At 59.9% G+C, this 23257-nt stretch carries 15 protein-coding genes; 10 read left to right on the plus strand and 5 right to left on the minus strand.

All coding sequences use genetic code 11. The annotated features are described in order from the left end of the window. The first annotated feature begins 56 nt into the window (after positions 1-56). The 4 genes from LIX91_RS09060 to LIX91_RS09075 all read left to right on the plus strand — a co-directional run bounded on the left by LIX91_RS09060 (position 57) and on the right by LIX91_RS09075 (position 6644). The gene (locus tag LIX91_RS09060; RefSeq protein WP_003416181.1) at positions 57-1388 is read left to right on the plus strand and encodes a deoxyguanosinetriphosphate triphosphohydrolase; all 1332 of its coding nucleotides are present in this window, start codon (positions 57-59) and stop codon (positions 1386-1388) included. Positions 1389-1637: 249 nt separating this feature from the next. Next, entirely contained in the window at positions 1638-2030 is a 393-nt protein-coding gene (locus tag LIX91_RS09065) for a response regulator (protein WP_003346092.1), read from the plus strand. 358 nt (positions 2031-2388) lie between these two features. Continuing rightward, positions 2389-3015 (plus strand): response regulator transcription factor, encoded by a 627-nt coding sequence (locus tag LIX91_RS09070; protein WP_003346094.1) that lies wholly within the window; start codon positions 2389-2391, stop codon positions 3013-3015. Positions 3016-3023: 8 nt separating this feature from the next. After that, positions 3024-6644 (plus strand): transporter substrate-binding domain-containing protein, encoded by a 3621-nt coding sequence (locus tag LIX91_RS09075; protein WP_226488375.1) that lies wholly within the window; start codon positions 3024-3026, stop codon positions 6642-6644. 94 nt (positions 6645-6738) lie between these two features. On the opposite strand, the gene LIX91_RS09080 is transcribed toward LIX91_RS09075, so the two are convergent. After that, on the minus strand, positions 6739-7083 hold the full coding sequence (locus tag LIX91_RS09080) for a YggL family protein (protein WP_003346101.1): 345 nt from the start codon (positions 7081-7083) through the stop codon (positions 6739-6741). Positions 7084-7421: 338 nt separating this feature from the next. Between LIX91_RS09080 and dacB the strand changes: the two genes are divergently transcribed. After that, complete coding sequence (gene dacB, locus LIX91_RS09085) at positions 7422-8888, plus strand: D-alanyl-D-alanine carboxypeptidase/D-alanyl-D-alanine-endopeptidase (protein ID WP_003346102.1); 1467 nt, start codon at positions 7422-7424, stop codon at positions 8886-8888. 52 nt (positions 8889-8940) lie between these two features. Here dacB and LIX91_RS09090 read toward each other — a convergent pair whose 3' ends face one another. Together LIX91_RS09090 and rlmKL are read right to left on the minus strand one after the other, a co-directional pair. After that, positions 8941-11331, minus strand: coding sequence for a diguanylate cyclase (locus LIX91_RS09090; RefSeq protein ID WP_003416176.1), 2391 nt, complete (start codon positions 11329-11331; stop codon positions 8941-8943). Positions 11332-11532: 201 nt separating this feature from the next. Further along, positions 11533-13785 carry a bifunctional 23S rRNA (guanine(2069)-N(7))-methyltransferase RlmK/23S rRNA (guanine(2445)-N(2))-methyltransferase RlmL gene (gene rlmKL, locus LIX91_RS09095; RefSeq protein WP_226488376.1) on the minus strand — a complete coding sequence of 751 codons (2253 nt, stop codon included), beginning with the start codon at positions 13783-13785 and terminating at the stop codon, positions 11533-11535. 588 nt (positions 13786-14373) lie between these two features. Here rlmKL and rmf point away from each other — a divergent pair. Beyond that, the gene (gene rmf / locus LIX91_RS09100) at positions 14374-14589 is read left to right on the plus strand and encodes a ribosome modulation factor (RefSeq protein ID WP_002553055.1); all 216 of its coding nucleotides are present in this window, start codon (positions 14374-14376) and stop codon (positions 14587-14589) included. Between the two features lie 141 nt (positions 14590-14730). On the opposite strand, the gene LIX91_RS09105 is transcribed toward rmf, so the two are convergent. After that, on the minus strand, positions 14731-15762 hold the full coding sequence (locus LIX91_RS09105) for a quinone-dependent dihydroorotate dehydrogenase (RefSeq protein ID WP_003346110.1): 1032 nt from the start codon (positions 15760-15762) through the stop codon (positions 14731-14733). A 463-nt stretch (positions 15763-16225) separates the two neighbouring features. Between LIX91_RS09105 and LIX91_RS09110 the strand changes: the two genes are divergently transcribed. Both LIX91_RS09110 and LIX91_RS09115 read left to right on the plus strand, forming a co-directional pair. Continuing rightward, complete coding sequence (locus LIX91_RS09110; protein WP_100073666.1) at positions 16226-17437, plus strand: CmpA/NrtA family ABC transporter substrate-binding protein; 1212 nt, start codon at positions 16226-16228, stop codon at positions 17435-17437. A gap of 14 nt (positions 17438-17451) precedes the next feature. Next, positions 17452-18027: an ANTAR domain-containing response regulator gene (locus LIX91_RS09115; RefSeq protein ID WP_046237392.1), complete on the plus strand. Its 576-nt coding sequence runs from the start codon at positions 17452-17454 to the stop codon at positions 18025-18027. A gap of 59 nt (positions 18028-18086) precedes the next feature. Here the strand turns inward: LIX91_RS09115 and LIX91_RS09120 are convergent, their stop codons facing one another. Further along, positions 18087-19334 (minus strand): glycoside hydrolase family 68 protein, encoded by a 1248-nt coding sequence (locus tag LIX91_RS09120; RefSeq protein ID WP_024649054.1) that lies wholly within the window; start codon positions 19332-19334, stop codon positions 18087-18089. 903 nt (positions 19335-20237) lie between these two features. Between LIX91_RS09120 and LIX91_RS09125 the strand changes: the two genes are divergently transcribed. Both LIX91_RS09125 and LIX91_RS09130 read left to right on the plus strand, forming a co-directional pair. Continuing rightward, a complete protein-coding gene (locus LIX91_RS09125) occupies positions 20238-21449 on the plus strand; it encodes a nitrate/nitrite transporter (protein WP_226488377.1) in 1212 nt (403 codons plus the stop codon). A 7-nt stretch (positions 21450-21456) separates the two neighbouring features. Continuing rightward, entirely contained in the window at positions 21457-23118 is a 1662-nt protein-coding gene (locus tag LIX91_RS09130; protein WP_226488378.1) for a bifunctional protein-serine/threonine kinase/phosphatase, read from the plus strand. The last annotated feature ends 139 nt before the right edge of the window (positions 23119-23257 follow it).

A 23257-nucleotide genomic window follows, 5' to 3' on the forward strand; every position in this document is an offset into this window, starting at 1 on the left:
GCGGCAGGCGTGTCGAACCGGGAAGCTACGCCCCAATTACTGACGGAGTGAACGCATTGGATTGGCAAACGCTGCTTAACCGCGAACGACTGGGCAAGACCCTGCACAGCCCCGAGGAACTGGGGCGCAGTCCGTTTCACAAGGACCATGACCGGATCATCTTTTCCGGGGCCTTCCGTCGCCTGGGACGCAAGACCCAGGTGCATCCGGTGTCCAGCAACGACCATATCCATACGCGCCTGACCCATTCGCTGGAAGTCAGTTGTGTCGGCCGTTCGCTGGGGATGCGCGTCGGCGAAACGCTGCGCTCTGCCCTGCCTGAATGGTGCGACCCCAGCGATCTGGGCATGGTCGTGCAATCGGCCTGTCTGGCACACGACATCGGCAATCCGCCGTTCGGTCACTCGGGCGAAGATGCAATTCGCAACTGGTTCAATCAGGCGGCCGGGCGTGGCTGGCTCGACGCGATGAGCGAGACCGAGCGCAATGACTTTCTCAATTTCGAAGGCAATGCCCAGGGATTCAGGGTGCTGACGCAGCTGGAATACCACCAGTTCGACGGCGGCACCCGCCTGACCTACGCCACACTGGGCACTTACCTCAAATACCCGTGGACCGCCCGCCACGCGGACTCGCTGGGCTACAAAAAGCACAAGTTCGGCTGCTATCAGAGCGAACTGCCGATCCTTGAGCAGATCGCCGGCAAGCTGGGTTTGCCGCAGCTTGAAGACCAGCGTTGGGCGCGTCATCCGCTGGTGTATCTGATGGAAGCCGCCGACGACATCTGTTACGCCCTGATCGATCTGGAAGACGGCCTGGAGATGGACCTGCTCAATTACGCGGAAGTGGAATCGCTTTTGCTCGGGCTGGTCGGCGATGATCTTCCGGAAACCTACCGGCAACTGGGTCCGGGCGACTCACGACGGCGCAAACTGGCAATCCTGCGTGGCAAGGCCATCGAACACTTGACCAACGCAGCCGCCAGAGCCTTCGTCGAGCAGCAGGACGCCTTGCTGGCCGGCACCCTGCCTGGCGATCTGGTCGAGCACATGCACGGCCCGGCCAAACGCTGCGTGCTCAACGCCAAGGACATGGCGCGCAAGAAAATCTTTCAGGACAAGCGCAAGACACTGCATGAAATCGGTGCCTACACCACGCTGGAGATCCTCCTCAACGCATTCTGCGGCGCGGCCGTCGAACAGTTTGGCGGCAGGACGCCGTCGTTCAAGCATCGACGCATCCTCGACTTGCTGGGTAACAGTGCGCCCGATCCCAAGGCACCGCTGCATGCCTCGTTCCTGCGCATGATCGATTTCATCGCGGGCATGACCGACAGCTACGCCAGCGAAATGGCCCGGGAAATGACCGGCCGCTCCGGACAGATATAGCCTCCATCGACCCGCCCGCTGCCTGAACGGATGCAGGCAAAAGGCTGGTCAGACTGATTGCCTCGCAAAACTCAGACAGGCCCTACATGCATGTCAGACGAGTCCTATCGCAGCTTTTCTTGCATCCCTCAATAATTCCAGCCACTTCAACTGCCATCCGGCACGTTATCCATCCGCCTGCGATACTCACGGGTCCGCACGCCGCCTGCCGATGCCTGAACGCCTCGCCAGGGCTTTTCCGGAACGCTCATGTCCACACATAGCCTGCGCATCCTTCTGGTGGAAGATCACCCGTTTCAACTGATTGCCACTGAGGTGCTGCTCAACAACCATGGCTACTTCCTGCTGACGCCCGTGCTGACGGCTGCCGAGGCCATGGCCGCCATGCAACGCAGTGCCGAACCCTACGGGCTTGTGCTGTGCGATCAGTGCCTGCCGGACATGTCAGGCCTCGACCTGATCGACGAGGCAGCCCGACACGGCTGGCTGCGCCAGGCCATTCTGCTCAGCGGCTTGCCGGACACACAGCTTGAAAACCTGCAGCAACTCGCCCTGCAGCGCGATCTGCCCCTGCTCGGCTGCCTGAGCAAGCCCCTGCACGGGCCCGACCTCAGTCGCCTGCTGGGGCACCTCGTTGACTGACGTCGGCCAGCCGGCTTTATCCGGCTTGAGATATACCGGGCAAAAACAGATACATGCCAGACACCGGCAAACTGGAACGATTAAATTCGACGTTCAGATGCGTAGGAAATCATCAGTCAACATGAATGATGATTCCAGAAAGTAATAAACACCCGACGCATCATTTGCCAAACACACATTGAAATAAGCGTTAACGTTTAAACACAGTTATGTTCTACGTAGGCTTTTACGTACTCCGATACGCTAATTTTTGTAGGACTTTTCCTATATATGCCTGCCGAGCAAGTCTCTTTATGTGCCTGCCCGAACATCTGAGCTAAGGTGCGCGCTTTCTTCACTGCTTGTTATGGAATGGAATATGAACTCAGTTTTTATCATCGACGATCATCCGGTCATCCGGATGGCGGTCAGAATGCTTCTGGAGAACGAAAATTATGAGGTGGTCGGCGAAACCGATAACGGTGTCGACGCCATGCAGATGGTGCGTGAATGCATGCCTGACCTGATCATCCTCGACATCAGCATTCCCAAGCTTGACGGCCTCGAGGTGCTGGCGCGCTTCAATACGATGGGGCTGCCCTCCAAGATTCTGGTGCTGACGTCGCAGACCCCCAACCTGTTTGCCATTCGCTGCATGCAATCGGGTGCCTCGGGTTATGTGTGCAAGCAGGAAGACCTTAGCGAACTGCTCAGTTCGGTGAAAGCGGTATTATCCGGCTACAATTACTTTCCCAGTCAGGCGTTGACGTGCGCAGTTCGTGAAGAGGGTCAGACCAACGAGCTGGAGCTGTTCAAGTTGGTCAATGACCGCGAACTGATGGTATTGCAGTTATTTGCCCAGGGCCGTTCCAACAAGGAAATAGCCAAGGGCATGTTTCTCAGTAACAAAACCGTCAGCACTTACAAAACGCGGCTTATGCAAAAACTGAAAACCAGAACCTTGGTAGAACTTATCGAGATGGCAAAACGCAACGCGCTAGTGTGAGAAAACGGATGCCCAAGCGCTTCAGACAATTATTAATACTGGCCACAAGCCTGTGCATAGGCTGGGGTGCTGAAGCCGGTCTTCATGCGGCCGATCACTATACCCTGCTCGGTCGCTCGAGCCCGGCGCACATGGACGTGAAGCTGGACAGTCACCAGTGGCAGTGGGTGCGCGGTCAACGCGAACTGATTCTCGGCACCTCGAGCCCCGATTACCCGCCCTTCGATATCACGATTTCAGGTAACGATTACGAAGGCATCACTGCCGACTACGCAGGGATCATTTCGGATGCGCTGGACCTGCCCGTCAGGGTTCAGCGTTTCGAAACCCGTGATGCGGCGATCAAGGCCCTTGCCGCAGGCCAGATCGACCTGCTGGGCACCGCCAACGGTTTTGAAGCCGTCGATCGCAACATCAGGCTTTCACAGCCCTACTCGGTGGACCAGCCCGTCCTGGTCACCCGGGTCGGAGACACCCGCCCCCTGAACGATGGCCTGAAAGGCATGCGGCTGAGCATGGTCTATCACTACCTGCCGCCTGCCGAGGTCGAAGCGTCCTATCCCGGCGCAACGCTGAAGACCTATCCCTCTTTTCAGAACGCCATCAACGCAGTCGCCTTCAATCAGGCGGACGTGTTCCTGGGCGATACGATTTCCACCCAGTACATCATCAACAAGGGTTATCTGAACAACGTGCAGATGTCGAATTTCGGCAAGCACGAGCCCAACGGTTTCAGCTTCGCGGTCAGCAACGAAAACACGCAACTGCTGGGCATCATCAATCAGACGCTGAAAGCCATCCCCGTCGATGAACGGATCAATATTTCCAGACGCTGGAGCACGGGCAGCGACCTGATGCTCACCGACCAGAAGCTGCAACTGACGCAACGCGAGGAGCGCTGGATCGCTCAGCACCCGACCGTGCGCGTGGTCGTCAACGAAGCGTATGCACCGCTGACATTCTTCGATGCCAAGGGTAACTTTCGCGGCATCACCGCAGACTTGCTCGAACTGGTGCGCCTGCGGACCGGGCTCAGGTTCGACGTCAAACGCTCGCCCAGCCTGACCGACATGCTCAATCAGGTCGGCGAAGGTCAGGCAGACATGATCGGCGCGCTGGTGTCCAGTGATGCGCGTGAGGACCGATTCAGCTTCACCCGCCCCTACATCGACAATTCGTTCGTGCTGGTCACCCGCAAGGACCAGGGTGCCCCCAGCTATCTGGAGCAAATGGACGGCAAGCGTCTGGCGATCACTCAGGGCAGCCCGGTGCTCGACTGGCTAGGCCGCAAATACCCCAGGGTCGTGCCGCTGGAAATCGACAACCCGTTCCAGGCGCTGGACATGTTGTCACTGGGCCGGGCGGAAGGTGCGGTCATCTCGCTGCTCAGCGCAGACTATTTCCTGTCTTCCGGGATCTTCGAGGAGCGTTTGCAGATGACCGCTACCGTCGGCGAGGACCCGGCGCTGATTTCCATGGCGACCTCACGCAATGCCATCGAGCTGAGCTCGATTCTCGACAAGGCCCTGGCAAGCATCGCTCCGCAGGACATGGCAGCGATCAACAACCGCTGGCGCGTCTACACACCCTCACGCGCCAACTGGCATGACTATGAACGGCTGATCTATCAGATTGTGGTGGGTGCAGGCCTGTTGCTGCTGGGCCTGCTGGCCTGGAATGCCTGGATGCGCCGGCAGATACGTCAGCGTGAGGCTGCGGAGCGGGCGCTGGGCGATCAGTTCGAATTCATGCGCGCCCTGGTCGAGGGTACGCCGCATCCCATCTACGTACGGGATCGCGAAGGTATGTTGCGCATGTGCAATGACAGCTACCTCAGGGTGTTCTCCGCGCAACGGGAAGACATCATCGGCAAGAGCGCCACCGAAGGGGTGCTGGGCAACGCCTTCGAAGCCCGGGAATACGCTGCCGACTATCAGCGGGTCATGGCCAGCAATACCGCATTGATCCTCGACCGCCCTCTGCGCATTGGCGATCGACAGTTGACCATCTACCACTGGATCCTGCCGTTTCGTGACTCTCTGGGCGAAGTACAGGGCATCATCGGTGGCTGGATCGACATCAGCGAGCGTCGCCAGCTCATCGAAGACCTGCAGGCTGCCAAGGAACAGGCCGACGCCGCCAGCCGGGCCAAGAGCACCTTCCTTGCCACCATGAGCCATGAAATCCGCACGCCCATGAATGCGGTGATCGGCATGCTGGAACTGGCGCTCAAACGTGCCGATCACGGCGAACTGGATCGGTCCGCCATCGAAGTTGCCTACAGCTCGGCCAACGACTTGCTCGACCTGATCGGCGATATCCTCGACATCGCCCGCATCGAATCCGGGCGGCTGTCACTCAACCCCGAGCGGGCGAATCTGCGCCGGCTGGTGGAGTCGGTGCTCAGGGTCTTCGACGGTCTGGCGCGGCAGAAGGACCTCGAACTGGTGCTGGAACTGGACAGCAGGATCAACGCCGACGTGCTGATCGACCCGTTGCGCTTCAAACAGATCCTGTCCAACCTGGTCAGCAACGCCATCAAGTTCACCCCGATGGGGCGGATCAAGGTCGTACTGCAGGCAGCCGAAAGTCCGGACCCGCAACTGCTGCATCTGCACATCACCGTTCAGGACAGCGGCATCGGCATCAGTGTCGAAGACCAGCAACGCCTGTTCGAACCGTTCGCCCAGGCCGACAACACCGGACAAATGGCGCGTACCGGCGCCGGGCTAGGGCTGGTGATCTGCCGCAACCTGTGCATGATGATGGGCGGCAACCTTTCGCTCGACAGCACGCCGGGGCACGGCACCCGGATCAGCATGAATCTGGTGCTGACCACACTTGAACCGCTGACCGGTCAGCCCGTCGTTGCGCAACCGGCAGCCGTCGTTCATCAGACCCTCAGGATCCTGATCGTCGACGATCATCCTGCCAATCGACTGCTGCTTTACCAGCAGCTCGGTTTTCTCGGCCATCACTGCGAAATGGCCGAAAACGGCGCGCAAGGGCTTGATCGCTGGAAAACAGATGCCTTCGATCTGGTCGTCGCCGATTGCAACATGCCGATCATGAACGGCTACGACATGACCGCTGCGATCCGCGAACAGGAGCGCGCCTGCGAACGCCAACGCTGCCCTGTCTGGGGCTTCACGGCCAACGCGCAGCCTGACGAGATCGAGCGCTGCCGGACGGCGGGCATGGACGACTGCCTGTTCAAACCCATCAGCCTCTCGATGCTCAGCGAACGACTGGCAGCCATTGCCCCGCTGGCGCCCAGCCGGGCCCTGCCCTTCAGCCTCGAGAGCATCAGCAACCTGACCGGTGACCGTCCTGAAATGGTTGAGCGTCTGCTCGCGCAACTGCTGCACAGTAACCACGAAGACCGGTTGTTGCTGGCCAGACTGATACCGGAAAACAATCGTCAGAAAACCCGTGACCTGGCGCACAGGATCAAGGGCGCGGCACGGATCATCACGGCTTCACGGGTGGTCGATGCCTGTGATGCGCTCGAACTGGCCTGCGAACCGGACACACCCGATGAACAGTTCTACACCTGCCAGCAGGCAGTCGAACTGGCCATGATCGAGCTTGAGGACGCACTGATGCTGCAACAGGCAAAGCCTGACTGAGCGAGTGCAGAGACGATACAACGAAGGGGGGAGTAGGCGGGAGACGTGCGGGGAACAAGCAAGGGAAGCAGGCGCTGGCCTGCTTCCCGTTACATCAGGCGGCCGGATTGATTTCCTTTTCCGGGTACCAGACGTCGATCAGCGGGCTGACAGTGACTTCTGTCAGTTCGCTACGGCCCTTGAGCCAGGCTTCGACAGCAGCACGCTGCTCTTCGCTGACCGAGCCACGCTTGCTCAGGCAAACCAGACCGAAGTCGTCGCCGCCCACATAGCCAAGACCGTTGGCTTCCATTGCTTCTTTCAGGAAAGCGTCAAGGAAAGCATCGATTGCCTTGTCGTCCAGCTCTTGCTTGAAGTCCAGGTTCAGTTCAAAACCCAATTCCTGGAACTCGTCCACACACAGTTTTTTGCGCAGACGGCGGGAGCGGTTAGTGGCCATGGGACAATCCTCATCAATAAATATCGGGCGGCACTTTACCAGCTTGGCGATTTAAAAGCCCGACAATTGCGGCGTGTGGTGGATATCCGGCGTTGCGACGGCCATGAACGCCGAATCAATAAAAAATAGCATTTACCGGCTTGCCCCCCGGTCACAAGCCTGCCCCGCTTGGGGCATAATGCGGCTCGTTTCATGCGTGGCATTGTGTGTTACAAAAAAAGCCCGCCGCGCATTCACTACTATAGTTATCGAAATCGAATCGACATTTGCAATAGTTACCGAGGGAATTCATCCATGCCCTCTTTTTCGTTTCCCTCTTTGCAGTAGGGTTTTAGTCAATGATCAAGTCGCTACGTCCATTGTTGCTCGCGTCACTCCTTTTGCCCCTGGCTCTGCCCTCCTACGCCGCCGTCATCAACACCACGCTGCCCCCCAAGGTTCAACAGGCCATGAAAGCCAGCAAACTCGGCGATGACGCACTGTCGCTGGTGATGTTGCCGCTCAATGGCCCCGGCACGCCCACCGTGTTCAACGCCGACGTTTCGGTCAATCCGGCTTCCACCATGAAGCTGATCACCACCTACGCGGCCCTGGAAATGCTCGGCCCGACCCACCAGTGGAAAACCGAATTCTTCACCGATGGCACCCTGAGCAATGGCGTGCTGCGCGGCAACCTGTACCTCAAGGGCGGCGGCGATCCCAAGCTGAATATGGAAAAGCTCTGGCTGCTGATGCGTGACCTGCGCGCCAATGGCGTGCAGCAGGTGACCGGCGACCTGGTACTGGACCGCAGTCATTTCGTGCAACCGCAATTGCCGGTGTTCAACGATGACGGCAATGACGACAACAAGCCGTTTCTGGTCAAACCCGACGCGCTGATGGTCAACCTCAAGGCGCTGCGCTTCGTGACCCGCAATGACGACGGCAGGATTCTGGTCTCGGTCGAGCCGCCGATTGCCAGCATCCGCATTGATAATCAGGTCAAGGCAAGCGCCTCGAAGCAATGCACCGGGGATGTGCGCTACAACCCGGTCACCCAGGCCGATGGCAGCGTCAACGTGACGGTCACCGGCCAACTGGGCAATGGCTGCAACTCACAGACCTACCTGTCACTGCTGGACCACCCCACCTATGCGGCTGGCGCAGTGCGGGCCATCTGGCAGGAACTGGGCGGCACCATTCAGGGCAAGGACCGCGTTGGCGTGCTGCCCGGCAATGCCAAGCTGCTGGCCAAGGCCTTTTCCCCGGATCTGGTGGAAGTCATTCGTGACATCAACAAGTTCAGCAACAACACCATGGCCCAGCAACTGTTCCTGAGCCTGGGCGAAGAGTTCCGCAACGAAGCCGACGGTGACGACGGCAAGGCCGCACAGCGTGTCATCCGTCAGTGGCTGGCGAAGAAAGGCATCACCGCGCCGCATCTGGTCATGGAGAACGGCTCCGGGCTGTCGCGGGCCGAGCGTGTCAGCGCGCGTGAAATGGCGGTGATCCTGCAAGCGGCCTGGCGCAGTCCCTATGCTGCCGAGTTCATGAGCTCCATGCCGCTGGCCGGCCTCGACGGCACCATGCGCAAGCGACTCAAGCGCACCCCGCTGCTCGGCGAGGCACACATCAAGACCGGCACCCTGAATACTGTGCGTGCGATTGCCGGCTTCAGCCGCGACAGCAACGGCAACACCTGGGCCGTCGTGGCGATCCTCAACGACCCGCGTCCGTTCGGTGCATCGTCGATACTCGACGAGGTACTGGTCGATCTGTACCGGCAGCCCAAGTTGACCAACACCACGGTCTCGATCCAGCAATAACCAATCGATACCGACAATCGGCAGGCCCGCTTGCGCAGCGGGTCTGTCTGCATCAGTCCTGCTCGGGCTCGACCCGATCGCGACCGGCCTGTTTGGCGGCGTAGACTCCGGAGTCGGCGCGCAGCAACATCGCGTCGATCCCCTCACCCTCGCGCCAGCTGGCGATCCCGAAGCTGCCTGTGACCACCTGATCGACGCCTTCGATAACCTGCTTGCGCAGCTCTTCGCGCAGGCTCAGTGCCAGTTGATAGGCCTGGGCACCGCGCGTTCCGGGGCAGATCACCATGAACTCTTCACCACCCAGACGGCAGAACACATCGTCGCTGCGCAGCCTCTGGCTGATCTTTTCCGAGATAGCCTTGAGCACCTGATCGCCTGCGGCATGCCCGAAGCGGTCATTGATCCGCTTGAAGTGGTCGATATCGAGCATGATGATCGACAGGTTACCGCCGTGCCGGTCGATTCTTTTCAACTCAGCCTGCATCCGGTCCTGAAAGTAGCGCCGATTGTAGGCACCGGTCAGCACGTCGGTAACCGACAGCGCACGCAGCTCCTGCTCGACGCGCTTGAGGTCGGTGATATCGGACACAAAGCCATGCCACAGCACGCTGCCATCGGCCAGGCGCTCAGGCGTCGACGCCGAACGTAACCAGCGCAGCCCCTTGCGTGGCAGCTCGACGCGGTACTCTTCGCTCCACGGTGTCAGGTGTTCGGCACTGATCAGGATGGAGCTTCTGACCCGCATCAGGTCCACCGCCTGTATGCGTCGCAGGATAGTTTCGGAATCGCTCAGCAGTTGCTCTTCGCCCACCTCGAATAGTTCGCACATGCCGGCGCTGGCGTACCTGAAACGTGCGCTGCCATCGACGGCCAGGTGGTACTGGTAAATGCCGCCTGGCACTTGCGAGCCGAGCTTTTTCAGCAACTGCCCCTTCTCGGCAAGCGCCTGGTTGACGCGTTTATGCTCAGTGACGTCGATGCACACCGCCAGGTACCCGGTCCACAGCCCCTGATCGTCACGCACCGCAGTGACCAGCATGTTCACCACCAGCGTGCTGCCATCGCTGCGCTGCAGGGTCCACTCCTGCGAAGGGTGGTTACCGTCCTGCACGGCATCGAGAAACATCAGTTGCGAGGCGCTGATCGGTTGCCCGCGGCTTTTGCTCAAGCGGCTCGCGCGGGCCTCCAGATCGGCTGACTGGTAAAAGTCCATGAGCCGGAACCTGCCCAGCACATCCTCCTGCGCATAGCCGAGCATCTTCTGTGCACCGACGTTGAACGTCTTGATCAGCCCGTCCAGATCGGTCGCGATGATCGCCACTTCGGTCGCCGCATCGAGCACACTGCGCAACTGCCCGTGCGCGGCCCTCAATTGCTGCTCGCGCTGGCGCAGCTCGCGGGTGCGCTGCGCAACCCGTTGCAGGGCACGCTGACGCTGGCTGATCAGGCTGTAGAGCAAGGCACTGAGCATCAGGCTCAAAAGCCCTCCAAGCCACAGCACCCGGCCAGGCATCATGATCTGGTTGTTCAGGCTGAAAATCTGCGTGGGGCGAACCTCGACCAGATAATCCCTGTCGCCCAGGCTCAGCAGGCTGCTGGCGTACAGCGGACTGCGTATCGCAGGGAGCGGCGACTGGTAGACCTGCTCGGGCGTTTCCGGCGAACTGAGATCGAGCATGGTCACGGCAAGGTTGTCCTGCTCTGCCGTGCCGATGTTCATCAATTGCGTCAGGCTGATCACTGCGGTGACGTAGCCCCGCAATTGTGCAACCGGTTGGCCAATCGAGAACACCGGCGCGACCAGCAAAATGCCATACGTGTCGGAAGGCTCCAGGGACAACAGGTGAATACGAGGCGTTGCGACGGTTCGTTTAAGCAACCGCGCACGTTCCAGCGCGGCACGGCGCACCGGCTCCGAGGCGATATCGAACCCCGCTGGCGTCGGAATGTTGCTGAGCGTCTGGATGTATCGAACCGGGAAATACTCATTTCGTGCCGCAGCGATTTTCAAGGCGCCGTTTTCATCCATCTCGCGTATGGCATATCCAGGCGAGCCTTCCTCACGCGACTGCCTTTCAAAAGCTGCCCGTTCGGCTTGCAGCACCCTCGGGTTCCAGGCATACGCCTGGGTGCCGATCAGCAACGGCGCGACAAACCCGTCGAATTCGGACAGTTCAACCTGATGGGAGTAGATAAAGAAACGAGCCAGGGTGTCGAGCCGGGTAACCTGCCTGTCCAGACGTTCCTGCAGGCGACTGAAGCGCTCCGCGGCAACCATGTCGAAACGCTGACGCAACTGGCGCTGATACAACTCGTTGTCGGCCAGCGCCAGCATGATCGTAAGTGCCGCGCCGACCAGCAATGCCAGGACTGCGATAAGCCACGCTGAAAGCTGACCATTGATGAAACTCAGAATTCTGAGCTTGAACCGCTTGACTGTCATACACACAAACTCAAGACGCCAACATACGGAAGCGTCAGGCTGGCTATAACTTCTGTTATAGCTATTCGCCAGTAATTTTCATAGGCTTATGACTGTTTCGGGATAATCCGTTGTCTGTCCGCAAGGACATACAAACGAGTGCAGTAGATATCGCGAGGTGCGATGAACGGACCGTTACCGATCCGTTCATCGCGCACCGGATCAGCTACGCGCCATGATTTTCCAGGCGCGGTGGATCTTGCCGTTACGGGCGAAGTCCTGATCGATGGTGTGCGCGGTAATATCTTCGACCGCATAACGCTGACTCAGGTTTTCATCGAGCACAAACTTGCGGAAGTTGTTGGAGAAGTACAACACGCCACCCGGTGCCAGACGAGCCATGGCCAGATCGATCAGCTCGACCTGATCACGCTGGACATCAAAAATGCCTTCCATGCGCTTGGAGTTGGAGAACGTCGGCGGGTCGATGAAGATCAGGTCGTACTCGTCGCGGTTGGCCTGCAGCCAGGCCATCACGTCGCCCTGCTCCAGACGATTCTTGTCGGAGAAACCGTTCAACGACAGGTTGCGACGCGCCCAGTCCAGATAGGTCCGCGACAGGTCGACGCTGGTGGTGCTGCGCGCACCGCCCTTGGCAGCATGCACACTGGCCGTCGCCGTGTAGGCAAACAGGTTCAGGAAACGCTTGCCGGCCGCCTCGCGCTGGATACGCATGCGCATCGGGCGGTGGTCGAGAAACAGCCCGGTGTCCAGGTAGTCGGTCAGATTGACCAGCAACTTGACGCCGCCTTCGCTGACTTCCAGAAACTGACCCTGGGCACTTTGACGCTCGTACTGCTTGGTGCCGCTCTGACGCTCGCGACGCTTGATCACCACGCGGTTCTTGTCGATGTTCAGTGCTTGCGGAATGGCCGCCAGCGCATCGAACAGTCGCGCTGAGGCCTTTTCCGGATCGATGGACTTGGGTGCTGCGTATTCCTGAACATGCACCCAGTCGTGATACAGATCGATCGCCAGCGAGTATTCAGGCATGTCGGCGTCATACACGCGGTAGCAATCGATCCCTTCGCGACGCACCCACTTGCCCATCAGCTTGAGGTTCTTTTGCAGGCGATTGGCAAACATCTGTCCGCCTTCGCTCAGGCGCGCCTGCTCGACCACCACAGGTTCCGGCTTGATCGGGTTGCCGTTCTTGTTGAGTTTGCGCTCAACGACTTCAACCTCGACAGGGTTTTCGCGTTCGATCTGACGCTGCTCGGGGGTGCGTCGCTCGCCGGTCACGAACTGGTCAGGCGTGACCTTGATCAGTAGCAGTTTGCACGGCAAGGCGCCGTTCCAGAACGAATACTGTTTGTGACTGCGAATGCCCATGCGCTTGCCCAGGTCCGGCGCGCCGGTGAACACCGCAGCCTCCCAGTTGAGGCAGGCCTGACGCAGGCGCTCACCGAGGTTCTGGTAGAGATACAGCAGGCTGGCTTCATCTCCCAGACGCTCGCCATAAGGAGGGTTGCAGATCACCAGGCCTTTCTGGTTCTGGTCGGGACGCGGTTCGAAGGTCGCGACTTCGCCCTGATAGACCTTGATCCAGTCACTCAGGCCGGCACGTTCGATGTTGTTGCGTCCCGGCTGGATCAGCCGCGGATCGGCTTCGTAACCGCGAATCCACGAAGGTGTTTTGGCCAAACCGGCTTCGGCGCGGGCCAGCGCCTCGTCGTGCAGCTTGCGCCACAGCGCCGGGACGTGGCCCAGCCAGGCCGAGAAGCCCCAGCGTTCACGCTTGATGTTCGGGGCGATGTCGGTGGCGATCATGCCGGCCTCGACCAGGAACGTACCGACACCGCACATCGGGTCAGCCAGCGCGCCGCCCTCGGCAGCGATGCGCGGCCAGCCGGCGCGGATCAGGATGGCGGCGGCGAGGTTTTCCTTTAGCGGTGCCGCGCCCTGCTGCAGACGGTAACCGCGCTGGTGCAGGCTGTGCCCGGACAGGTCGAGGGACAGAATGGCCTCACCGCGATCCAGACGCAGGTGCACGCGCAGATCGGGGTTGATCTTGTCGACCGAAGGGCGCTCGCCATCCGGGGTGCGCAGCTTGTCGACGATCGCATCCTTGACCTTCAGTGCACCGAAATGGGTGTTGTCGATGCCCGAACCATGGCCACTGAATTCCACGGCAATGGTGCCGTCGGATTCGAGATGGTCCTGCCACTCGACATCCAGTACGCCGTGGTAAAGGTCTTCGGCATCCTTCATCGGGAAGCGCTTGAGCACCAGCAACACGCGGTTGGCCAGGCGCGACCAGAGACACAGCCGGTAAGCGGTCTCCATGTCGGCCGAGCCGCGAATGGCTGAAGTGTGCTCGCGGGTCTCTTGCAGACCCAGCGCAGTGGCTTCCTCGGCAAGCAGGCCTTCAAGGCCCTTGGGGCAAGTGAGGAAAAGTTCGTAGCGATCCGACATGTGTATTCCAGGGCCTGAGCCGTCTGCGGCGGGCAACGCATTGCCCTGCCAGATTTGAACAGGCGTCTTTCATGGAGAACGCCTGCGTGGCACGTGATGTGTGCCGGTCCACCGCATGATCCTGTCATGTCATTGCGGCAGTTTTGGCGCGTATTAGAACAGATATCAGGCAAGGCGATATCGGCAATGAAGGCGCGCAGTCAAAAGTCTTTTTTTGAAAAGTCACATTTTTGCAGCCTTGCTGTGACCCTTCGTCGCTTAAGCAGCCAAGGCATTGAGCCAGTATATGAGCCTGATAAGCGATCTCAATGGGCTCGCAAACCCCCATGTTCACGGGGCTGCAGAAAAAATCGTGGTTGAAGCAGGTCAGCGCTTATTGCTCGACAGACCTGAATATGACGTGCTTATGACAAAACGATCATTCACACCGCCCTGCGCTTTGGTTAGAAATCGTCTCAGGTCATCGCCGCAATGGTGATGGCATCAAGGCCCGCGACGCCGGCAGCGGGCCCCAACGGCAGAAGATTCTGCCCGACCTCAACACGGGGTCTCAGGGATATTACAGTCAACAGACGAGGGCATTACCCTATGAGAAGACTTAAGCGTGATCCGTTGGAAAGAGCATTTTTACGCGGTTATCAATACGGCGTTCATGGTAAATCCCGTGAGCTTTGCCCTTTTACTCTACCGTCAGTACGCCAGGCATGGATCAATGGCTGGCGCGAAGGACGCGGCGACAACTGGGACGGTATGACCGGCACTGCGGGCATCCACAGACTCAACGAACTTCACGCGGTCGGATGAGGCGATTCACATCAAAGACTTTCAGGCCTCTGTCGGGCCATACATGACTGACTGATTCACACCTGCACCATGCACGCCCGACCCGGGCGGCGGGCCAACGCCCAGGGGCTCTCTTGCAGAGCCCCTTTTTTTACCCCGGGTTCAGCGTGCGGCGCGAGGCATTGCCGCAATGGCATCCACCGACTCGCGAATCAGCGCAGGGCCCTTGTAGATGAACCCCGAATAGATCTGCACCAGACTGGCACCCGCAGCGATCTTCTCGGCGGCATGCCGGCCTTCGGTGATCCCCCCGGCGGCGATGATCGGCAGACGACCCGCGAGCTCACCGGCCAGAACCTTGACGATGTGCGTGCTTTTTTCCCGAACCGGCGCGCCCGACAAACCGCCCGCCTGATCTGCATGCGGAAGGCCTTCGACGCCTTGGCGGCTCAGCGTGGTGTTGGTGGCAATGACTGCGTCCATACCGGACTCGATCAGGGCTGCGGCCACCAGCACGGTTTCTTCGTCGGTCATGTCCGGGGCAATCTTGATCGCCAGTGGCACACGCCTGCCATGCCGTTGCGTCAGTTCCTGCTGGCGCAGGCTCAGGGCCTGAAGCAGTTGCTTGAGCGAGTCGCCGAACTGCAGGCTGCGCAGCCCCGGCGTATTGGGCGAACTGACGTTGACCGTGACGTAGCTGGCATGGGCATAGACCTTGTCCAGACAGATCAGGTAATCGTCGACCGCGCGCTCGACCGGCGTGTCGAAGTTCTTGCCGATATTGATGCCCAGAACACCGCGATACTTTGCTGCTTCGACACGGGACACCAGGTTGTCGACGCCCAGATTGTTGAAGCCCATGCGGTTGATGATCGCCTCGGCGTTGGGCAGGCGGAAAATACGCGGCTTGGGATTGCCCGGCTGCGGACGTGGCGTCACTGTGCCGATCTCGACGAAACCGAAGCCCAGTTGCGCGAAGCCATCGATGGCCGCACCATTCTTGTCCAGGCCGGCTGCCAGCCCCACGGGGTTGGGAAACTCAAGGCCCATCACACTGACCGGCAACTTCGCCGGGGACTTGCTCAGCAGGCCATTGAGGCCCAGCCGTCCGCCTGCACCGATCAGGTCCAGCGACAGGTCATGAGAGGTTTCCGGGGAAAGTTTGAACAGTAACTGGCGGGCCAGGTTATACATGGCGGGATGGGCTCGTGAGCAGCTGAATTCAGGGTGGCGATTATAGACGTGTGCGGGCCTGTCAGGCGAGGCGCGCGACAAACTTGTTGCTCGCCCTCCCCCGGCGATGGCATATGCCTTGCTTGAAACCGCTATCGGCACTCACTCCAACGGCGGAGCGGTGCATGGACAACGGCGTCGCTTCAGCCCCTTGCACTGGCACTCAGCGTTATATACAGCCCTGGAAAGCCCGAATTACAGGGTTTTTCACGCTTCTGCCAGAAGGGCGTAGGAGCGAACTTGTTCGCGAAGACCGTGTTTCAGACGATAGATTTTCAGCGATTGTACCGGCCCTTTCGCGAACAAGTTCGCTCCTACCGCCTCCGGCCAGAATCAAAAACAGACTTGTATATAACGAAGAACGGCTCGGCATCGGGTCGGACGACGCCTTTTTTCTGGACGGACCTTTGATGAAGCACGCGCGATGAACGAACGAACCGGTAATGCGCTGGACTGGGTGGCCGGTAGCGACGCGCCGGAAATGAACAGCCTGGACGTGGGCTTCATGGCATTGACCGACTGTGCCCCGCTGGTGGTCGCGGCCACGCAGGGTTTCGCCCAGCCTTACGGCCTGAGCCTGAACCTCGAGCGTCAGACCTCCTGGGCCGGGCTGCGCGACAGACTGGTCAGCGGACAGCTGCAGGCGGCACACAGCCTGTACGGCCTGATCTATGCGGTGGAACTGGGCATCAGCGGTGGCCCGGCGACCGACATGGCCATCCTCATGGGGCTCAACCAGAACGGCCAGTGCATCAACCTTTCCCGCGAATTACAGCAGGCCGGCGTGATCACTCCTGAAGCACTGGACAAACGCGCGCACCAAAGCGGCTCAAAGCTGACCTTCGCGCAGACCTTCCCCACCGGCAACCATGCCATGTGGCTCTACTACTGGCTGGCCAGCCAGGGCATTCATCCGCTCGATGATGTGACCAGTGTCGTAGTGCCGCCCACGCAAATGGCGCAACACCTGCAGGCCGGGCGCATCGACGGTTTCTGCGTCGGCGAACCCTGGGGCGCCAGCGCCGTACAGCAGCAACTGGGCTTCACCATGGCGACCAGCCAGTCGATCTGGCCGGATCACCCGGGCAAGGTGCTGGGCTGTACCCGTGAGTTTGTCGAGCAGAACCCCAACACCGCCAGAGCGCTGATCATGGCCGTGCTGGAAGCCAGCCGCTTCATCGAGGAAAACGATCATAACCGGCGCAGCACCGCACAACTGCTCAGCGGTGCCGATTACCTGGACACCTCAGTGGACTGCATCGAACCGCGTTTGCTCGGCCAGTACAGCGACGGTCTCGGCAATCACTGGCAAGACCCTCACGCGGTCAGCTTCCATGCCCAGGGACAGGTCAACTACCCCTGGCTGTCTGACGGCATGTGGTTCATGACCCAGTTCCGACGCTGGGGCCTGTTGCGCGAAGACCCGGATTACCTGGCGGTGGCCAGCCGCGTGCAGCAACTCGACCTGTACCGTCAGGCCGCCAGTGCGCTGGGCGTCGACGTACCCGCCGCAACCTTGCGCAGCAGCCAGCTGATCGACGGCAGGGTCTGGGACGGCAGCGATCCGGCGGGCTACGCGCGTAGCTTCAAGCTCCACTCGCTGGCCGACGACGCGCCCGCTGTGGCCAGTCGTTGAAGGAGAACGTAACCATGCTGCGTATCCTGCTTATCAATGACACCGCCAAAAAGGTCGGTCGCCTCAGGTCAGCCTTGATAGAAGCCGGTTTCGAAGTGATCGACGAATCCGGCCTGATCATCGACCTGCCCGCACGCGTTGAAGCCGTGCGCCCGGACGTCATCCTCATCGACACTGAATCGCCAGGTCGCGACGTGATGGAGCAAGTGGTGCTGGTCAGCCGCGACCAGCCACGTCCCATCGTGATGTTCACCGACGAGCACGATCCAGGCGTGATGCGCCAGGCGATCAAGTCCGGGGTCAGCGCTTATATCGTCGAGGGTATCCAGGCGCAACGGTTGCAACCGATTCTGGATGTAGCAATGGCCCGCTTTGAAAGCGATCAGGCGCTGCGCGCGCAATTGCATGCCCGCGACCAGCAACTGGCCGAGCGCAAGCGCATCGAACTGGCCAAGGGGCTGCTGATGAAGATGAAGGATTGCAACGAAGAAGAGGCTTATACGCTGATGCGACGTCAGGCAATGAGTCGCCAGCAGAAGCTGATTCAGGTGGCCGAGCAGATTATCGCGATGAGCGAACTGCTGGGCTGAAGCCATGAAGAACGCCTGCCCGCATAGGCGTTCTTCACGGGTTACAGGAGCACAGCCTGTCAGCTCAGCTGCACATCCTTCATCGCCGGTACGTAGCCGTAGTCATACTCTTCCTGCACGAACGAGCGGTCGCCCTTCAACAGGATTCTGACCGTCGGCGCCTCGGTGCCGCCAATACGGTAGTCATCGCCGGTGGTGGGCACGCTGTCAATGAACGAAGTCACCAGGCCGTTCGGCATCACGCAGTGGGAGTACGTCTGGAAAGGCTGTGCAGGCGGATTGCCCAGCACCAGTCCGGATGCGTTCATCGGCCGGTAAGGCCCGAACAAATGCTCGCCCACAAAACCGTAAACGCCATCCGGCCCGGTCACACCGTCGGCATACGTAAACTTGTGACTAATGGTGAACAAATAATACTTGCCGTCCTGAAAGACATAATGCGGACGTTCGGTCTGATCATTGACACCCACCGCAGTGACCAGTGGCGGTAATATTTCCCACTCTTCACCGCTGAGATCCTTAGCAACCGCCAGCCCGATACAGCCCACTTGAAAACGCGCACCCCCAACTTCTTCATGGCCGGGTGGCACCGGGCCAAGTTCCGCAGCACCCACTGAATGCGTACCGCGCTCGCCGGCGACATTACCTTCAAAGACCATATACAACTTGCCATCATTGGGATCAATAAACGGACTCGGGTCGCGGAAGTTCCATGTCGAGTTCTGCGCTTCGGTTTGATAATAAGTGCCGTCGGCCTCGAACAGTTTTTTGACCTGGGTAAAGTCTTTCAACTCCACGCCCTGATCGGATGTCACAATACGGCCGCGTACTTTGGCAATCGTCGCCCCCGGTGTCACGCAGGTGTAGTAAAGATCGATATCACCCTTGTCATTCAACAGTACCGGTGTGCCCGCCCACTCACGGGTGGTAGGCGACACGCCTTCGGCCATGACCCGGCCACCGAAGATCCAGTTCTTGCCGGTCCGCGAATACCAGTAGCACATGCGCGCCCGCCCGTGACGATCTTCCCAGTCGCGCTTGATGTCGTAGCGGCCGTTGGCGCCGAGATACTGCGGGTCGTCGGGGTGGCGATCAGCTGTCAGCGTGACAATGACCGACCAGCCGTTGACCGAGACCACCGTGCCGTCAAGCTCGCGCAACGGCATGGTGTCCCAGATGAAGACCTTATCACTCATGACCGGGAAGTCCGCTTTTACCAACGGTTGCGTGGTGGTCGGGTCATTTTCATTGACCTTCAACGCATCGGCACGGGACCAGATGGTAGGTGCGTAATTGATATTACTCATGATGATGATGTCCTTTGCAGGCGCCTGTACAAGCAGCGCGGATAGGAAGGCACACGGCAGGCATGGGTGCAATGCCGAAGTGCAGAGTGTGTCGGGCATTCAGGTGTCGAGGACGACCGGAAGCCGATAAAAGAGCGAGTAGCCGATTACTTCTTTCAAAGTAAGCATTTATCGAAATTGGCTGGCAAACTGCAACTACAGATTACCGGATTGAAAAGTGAAATCACTTTCTGCTGAATAAGCGTCACACGTTGCGACAGAAGCGATGCTCTCAGACATACCACGCAAAGTAAATTAAATATTTGCAGCATTGTTATCGTACACCTGTGCGAGCCGCGCACTAACTTATATACATTAAGGTCATCATAGCTGCGTATCGAAACAGCATCACAATGACAGTACTTACACGCAAAACTGATGGCACATTAAATAATACTAAATAGTTTGAACTTTAATAAAATATTCTTGAATCCTGTTAACTGCCTGTTTCTGTTGACTGATACGGACTGTGCAAGCCGTTATCTGGCTTTTCGCCGCCACGCCCTTTTTTGCAGCGTACCTGCCGACCCACGCCCGGTTCGAGGTCATACATCATCTGCTCGCTGACCCTGAAAGCCATACAATCTGCCTGCAACCTATGGCTGACGCGCCTGCACGGCCCTTGGCCCGTCTATTGCTAAAGCAATCGCACCGGTAGCCAACGGCGGCTATCACCTTTTACGACAAAGACGTCGCTCATCTCTTTCCGCCCCCGTGGACAGAGAGGCGACGTTTTTTGCGTTTTGGCCCCGGCGAAGGGGCCGGTGGAGTCGCCGTCATTCGGAACACTCCACCACAGCGTCTGAATACCCCGTGTCGCGGTCATGGCCCGACTGACTAACTAGCAGATGATGAGGTGTGCACATGGATACAAGCTTCTGGAAGGCAGGCCACAAACCGACCCTGTTCGCGGCCTTTCTCTATTTCGACCTGAGTTTCATGGTCTGGTACCTGCTGGGCCCACTGGCGGTACAGATTGCCACTGACCTGCACCTGACCACTCAGCAACGTGGCCTGATGGTCGCCACGCCGATTCTGGCGGGCGCGGTGCTGCGCTTTTTCATGGGCCTGCTGGCCGACCAGCTGTCGCCCAAAACCGCCGGAATCATCGGCCAGGTGATCGTCATCGGCGCGCTGCTGGGTGCCTGGCAATTGGGCATTCACACCTACGGCCAGGTGCTGGTACTGGGCGTGTTCCTCGGCATGGCCGGTGCTTCGTTCGCCGTCGCGCTGCCCCTGGCGTCGCAATGGTATCCGGCGCAGCACCAGGGCAAGGCCATGGGCATCGCCGGTGCGGGCAACTCCGGCACTGTACTGGCCGCGCTGATCGCGCCGGTGCTGGCCGCCAGTTTCGGCTGGGGCAACGTCTTCGGCCTGGCGCTGATCCCGCTGGTTCTGACCCTGATCGCCTTCACCCTGATGGCCCGCAACGCCCCGCAACGCAGCAAACCCAAATCCATGGCGGACTACCTCAAGGCGCTGGGTGACCGTGACAGTTGGTGGTTCATGTTTTTCTACAGTGTGACGTTCGGTGGCTTCATTGGCCTGGCCAGCGCCCTGCCCGGCTATTTCAACGACCAATATGGCTTGAGCCCGATCACTGCCGGTTACTACACCGCTGCCTGTGTGTTCGGTGGCAGCCTGATGCGTCCGTTGGGTGGTGCGCTGGCCGACCGTTTCGGCGGGATTCGCACGCTGACCGTCATGTATGCGGTTGCCGCCATCGGCATTGCCGCCGTGGGCTTCAACCTGCCGAGTTCGTGGGCAGCGCTGGCGCTGTTCGTGGCTGCCATGCTGGGTCTGGGTGCTGGCAACGGCGCGGTATTTCAGTTGGTACCGCAGCGCTTCCGCAAGGAAATCGGCGTCATGACCGGCTTGATCGGCATGGCGGGTGGCATCGGTGGCTTCCTGCTGGCGGCAGGCCTGGGCACCATCAAACAGAACACCGGCGACTACCAGTTGGGCCTGTGGCTGTTCGCCGGCCTGGCGGTACTGGCCTGGTTCGGCCTGCTGAACGTCAAGCGTCGCTGGAGAACCACCTGGGGTTCGGCCGCAGTCACGGCGGCTCGGGTCTGAAGCGCCGATGACCCTGCGACTGCAGTTCGCGCAATTCAGCGCCAGCGGACCGCGAGCGGAGAATCAGGACGCCGTGCGCCTGGTCACGCCAGTCCCGGCGCTGGCGGCCAGCAAGGGCTATCTGTTCGCCCTTGCCGACGGCGTCAGCCAGTGTGCCGACGGCGCACTGGCCGCGCAGTCGACCCTGCAGGCGCTGGCCCTCGACTATTACGCCACACCGGAAACCTGGGGCGTGGCGCAGTCCCTTGATCGCCTGCTGCTGGCGCAGAATCGCTGGCTGCTGGCCAACGGCCTGTTGACCACCCTCAGCGCGCTGGTGCTGCGCGGACGGCGTTTCACTCTCGCCCATGTCGGCGACTGCCGGGCTTATCGCTGGCAGTCCGGGACGCTCAAACGCATCAGTGAAGATCACGTCTGGGAACAGGCCGACATGCAGCATGTGCTCAAGCGTGCGCTGGGTCTGGACCAATACGTGGTCATGGATTACCTGGACGGCGAGCTGTGTGAGGGCGAGCGCCTGCTGCTGGTCAGCGACGGGGTCTGGGCGACGCTGGGCGATGCGAGCATTCGCTCGATTCTGGGCGAACAGCACGACCTCGACGCCGCGGTGAAAACCCTGGTCAGCGCGGCACACCTGGCCGGCAGTCAGGACAATGCCAGCGCCCTGCTGATCCAGGTCGACACGCTCGGCGAGGACGATCTGGGGGATGCGCTGCTGCAACTGCAACAATGGCCGCTGCCACCCGCGCTCAAGGCCGATCAGGCATTCGAGGGCTGGAAAGTCGGCAGCATCGTGGCGCAATCACGCCAGTCCATCGTTTATCGCGTCACCGATATCCATGAGCAACCCTGGCTGCTGAAAACCCTGCCGGCCAGTCGCCATGACGAAACCGGCGCCGGTCAGGGGCTGCTGCTGGAAGAGTGGTTTCTGCGTCGGGTCGCCGGGCGCTTCTTTCCCGAGATACACCCGCTGCCAGACCGGCAGCATCTGTATTACGTGATGCGCGAGTATCGCGGGTACACTCTGGCCGAGCTTTTCACTGGCAAAGGGCCGTTGCCGCTGGCCCAGTGGCAGGACCTGGCCACTCGGCTGCTGCGGGCCACGGGCCTGCTGCATCGACGCAATATCATCCATCGCGATATCAAACCGGAAAACCTGCTGCTGGCCGACGACGGCGAGTTGCGCCTGCTGGATTTTGGCCTGGCGTTTTGCCCGGGCCTTTCGGCGGCCAACACCGAAGACCTGCCCGGCACACCAAGCTATATAGCACCGGAGGCCTTCAACGGTGCCGAACCGCATCCGCAGCAGGACCTCTACGCGGCAGGCGTCACCTTGTATTACCTGCTGACAGGGCAATACCCTTACGGCGAGATCGAAGCCTTTCAGCACCGTCGCTTCGGCACACCGATACCTGCCAGCCGTTATCGGCCGGATCTGCCGCAGTGGCTGAGCCACAGTCTGGACAAGGCACTGCACGCCGACCCGAGCCAGCGTTACGAAACCGCCGAACAGTGGCTGCTGGAACTGGAGCAGGCCGAGCACCGCCCACTGGCGGCAAAAACGCGTCCGCTGCTGGAACGCGAGCCACTGAAAGTCTGGCGAACACTGGCGTTGCTCTCCCTGCTGTTCAATCTGGTGCTGGTGATCTGGTTGATGAGTCGTCACTGAGCCCTTGCGCCCCGCTTCTGTGCAACGCGCCTCAACGCAGTGCAGAAAGGGCCAGCGTTATCGACTACACCCCGCGCAGGCTGGCAAATCCGAGTTGGCACAAGCGCTGCATAGTCTCTTGCAGATAATTCATAACACG

It is taken from the genome of Pseudomonas sp. B20, from assembly GCF_020515755.1.
Lineage (GTDB): Bacteria > Pseudomonadota > Gammaproteobacteria > Pseudomonadales > Pseudomonadaceae > Aquipseudomonas > Aquipseudomonas syringae.

Excerpts from the sequence above, each read along its gene's own strand:
- LIX91_RS09075 (WP_226488375.1), top strand. The coding sequence starts at position 3,024 with ATGCCCAAGCGCTTCAGACAATTATTAATACTGGCCACAAGCCTGTGC.
- LIX91_RS09090 (WP_003416176.1), bottom strand. The coding sequence starts at position 11,331 with ATGACAGTCAAGCGGTTCAAGCTCAGAATTCTGAGTTTCATCAATGGT.
- LIX91_RS09115 (WP_046237392.1), top strand. The coding sequence starts at position 17,452 with ATGCTGCGTATCCTGCTTATCAATGACACCGCCAAAAAGGTCGGTCGC.
- LIX91_RS09070 (WP_003346094.1), top strand. The coding sequence starts at position 2,389 with ATGAACTCAGTTTTTATCATCGACGATCATCCGGTCATCCGGATGGCG.
- LIX91_RS09120 (WP_024649054.1), bottom strand. The coding sequence starts at position 19,334 with ATGAGTAATATCAATTACGCACCTACCATCTGGTCCCGTGCCGATGCG.
- LIX91_RS09065 (WP_003346092.1), top strand. The coding sequence starts at position 1,638 with ATGTCCACACATAGCCTGCGCATCCTTCTGGTGGAAGATCACCCGTTT.
- LIX91_RS09130 (WP_226488378.1), top strand. The coding sequence starts at position 21,457 with ATGACCCTGCGACTGCAGTTCGCGCAATTCAGCGCCAGCGGACCGCGA.
- rlmKL (WP_226488376.1), bottom strand. The coding sequence starts at position 13,785 with ATGTCGGATCGCTACGAACTTTTCCTCACTTGCCCCAAGGGCCTTGAA.
- LIX91_RS09125 (WP_226488377.1), top strand. The coding sequence starts at position 20,238 with ATGGATACAAGCTTCTGGAAGGCAGGCCACAAACCGACCCTGTTCGCG.
- rmf (WP_002553055.1), top strand. The coding sequence starts at position 14,374 with ATGAGAAGACTTAAGCGTGATCCGTTGGAAAGAGCATTTTTACGCGGT.
- LIX91_RS09110 (WP_100073666.1), top strand. The coding sequence starts at position 16,226 with ATGAACGAACGAACCGGTAATGCGCTGGACTGGGTGGCCGGTAGCGAC.
- dacB (WP_003346102.1), top strand. The coding sequence starts at position 7,422 with ATGATCAAGTCGCTACGTCCATTGTTGCTCGCGTCACTCCTTTTGCCC.
- LIX91_RS09105 (WP_003346110.1), bottom strand. The coding sequence starts at position 15,762 with ATGTATAACCTGGCCCGCCAGTTACTGTTCAAACTTTCCCCGGAAACC.
- LIX91_RS09080 (WP_003346101.1), bottom strand. The coding sequence starts at position 7,083 with ATGGCCACTAACCGCTCCCGCCGTCTGCGCAAAAAACTGTGTGTGGAC.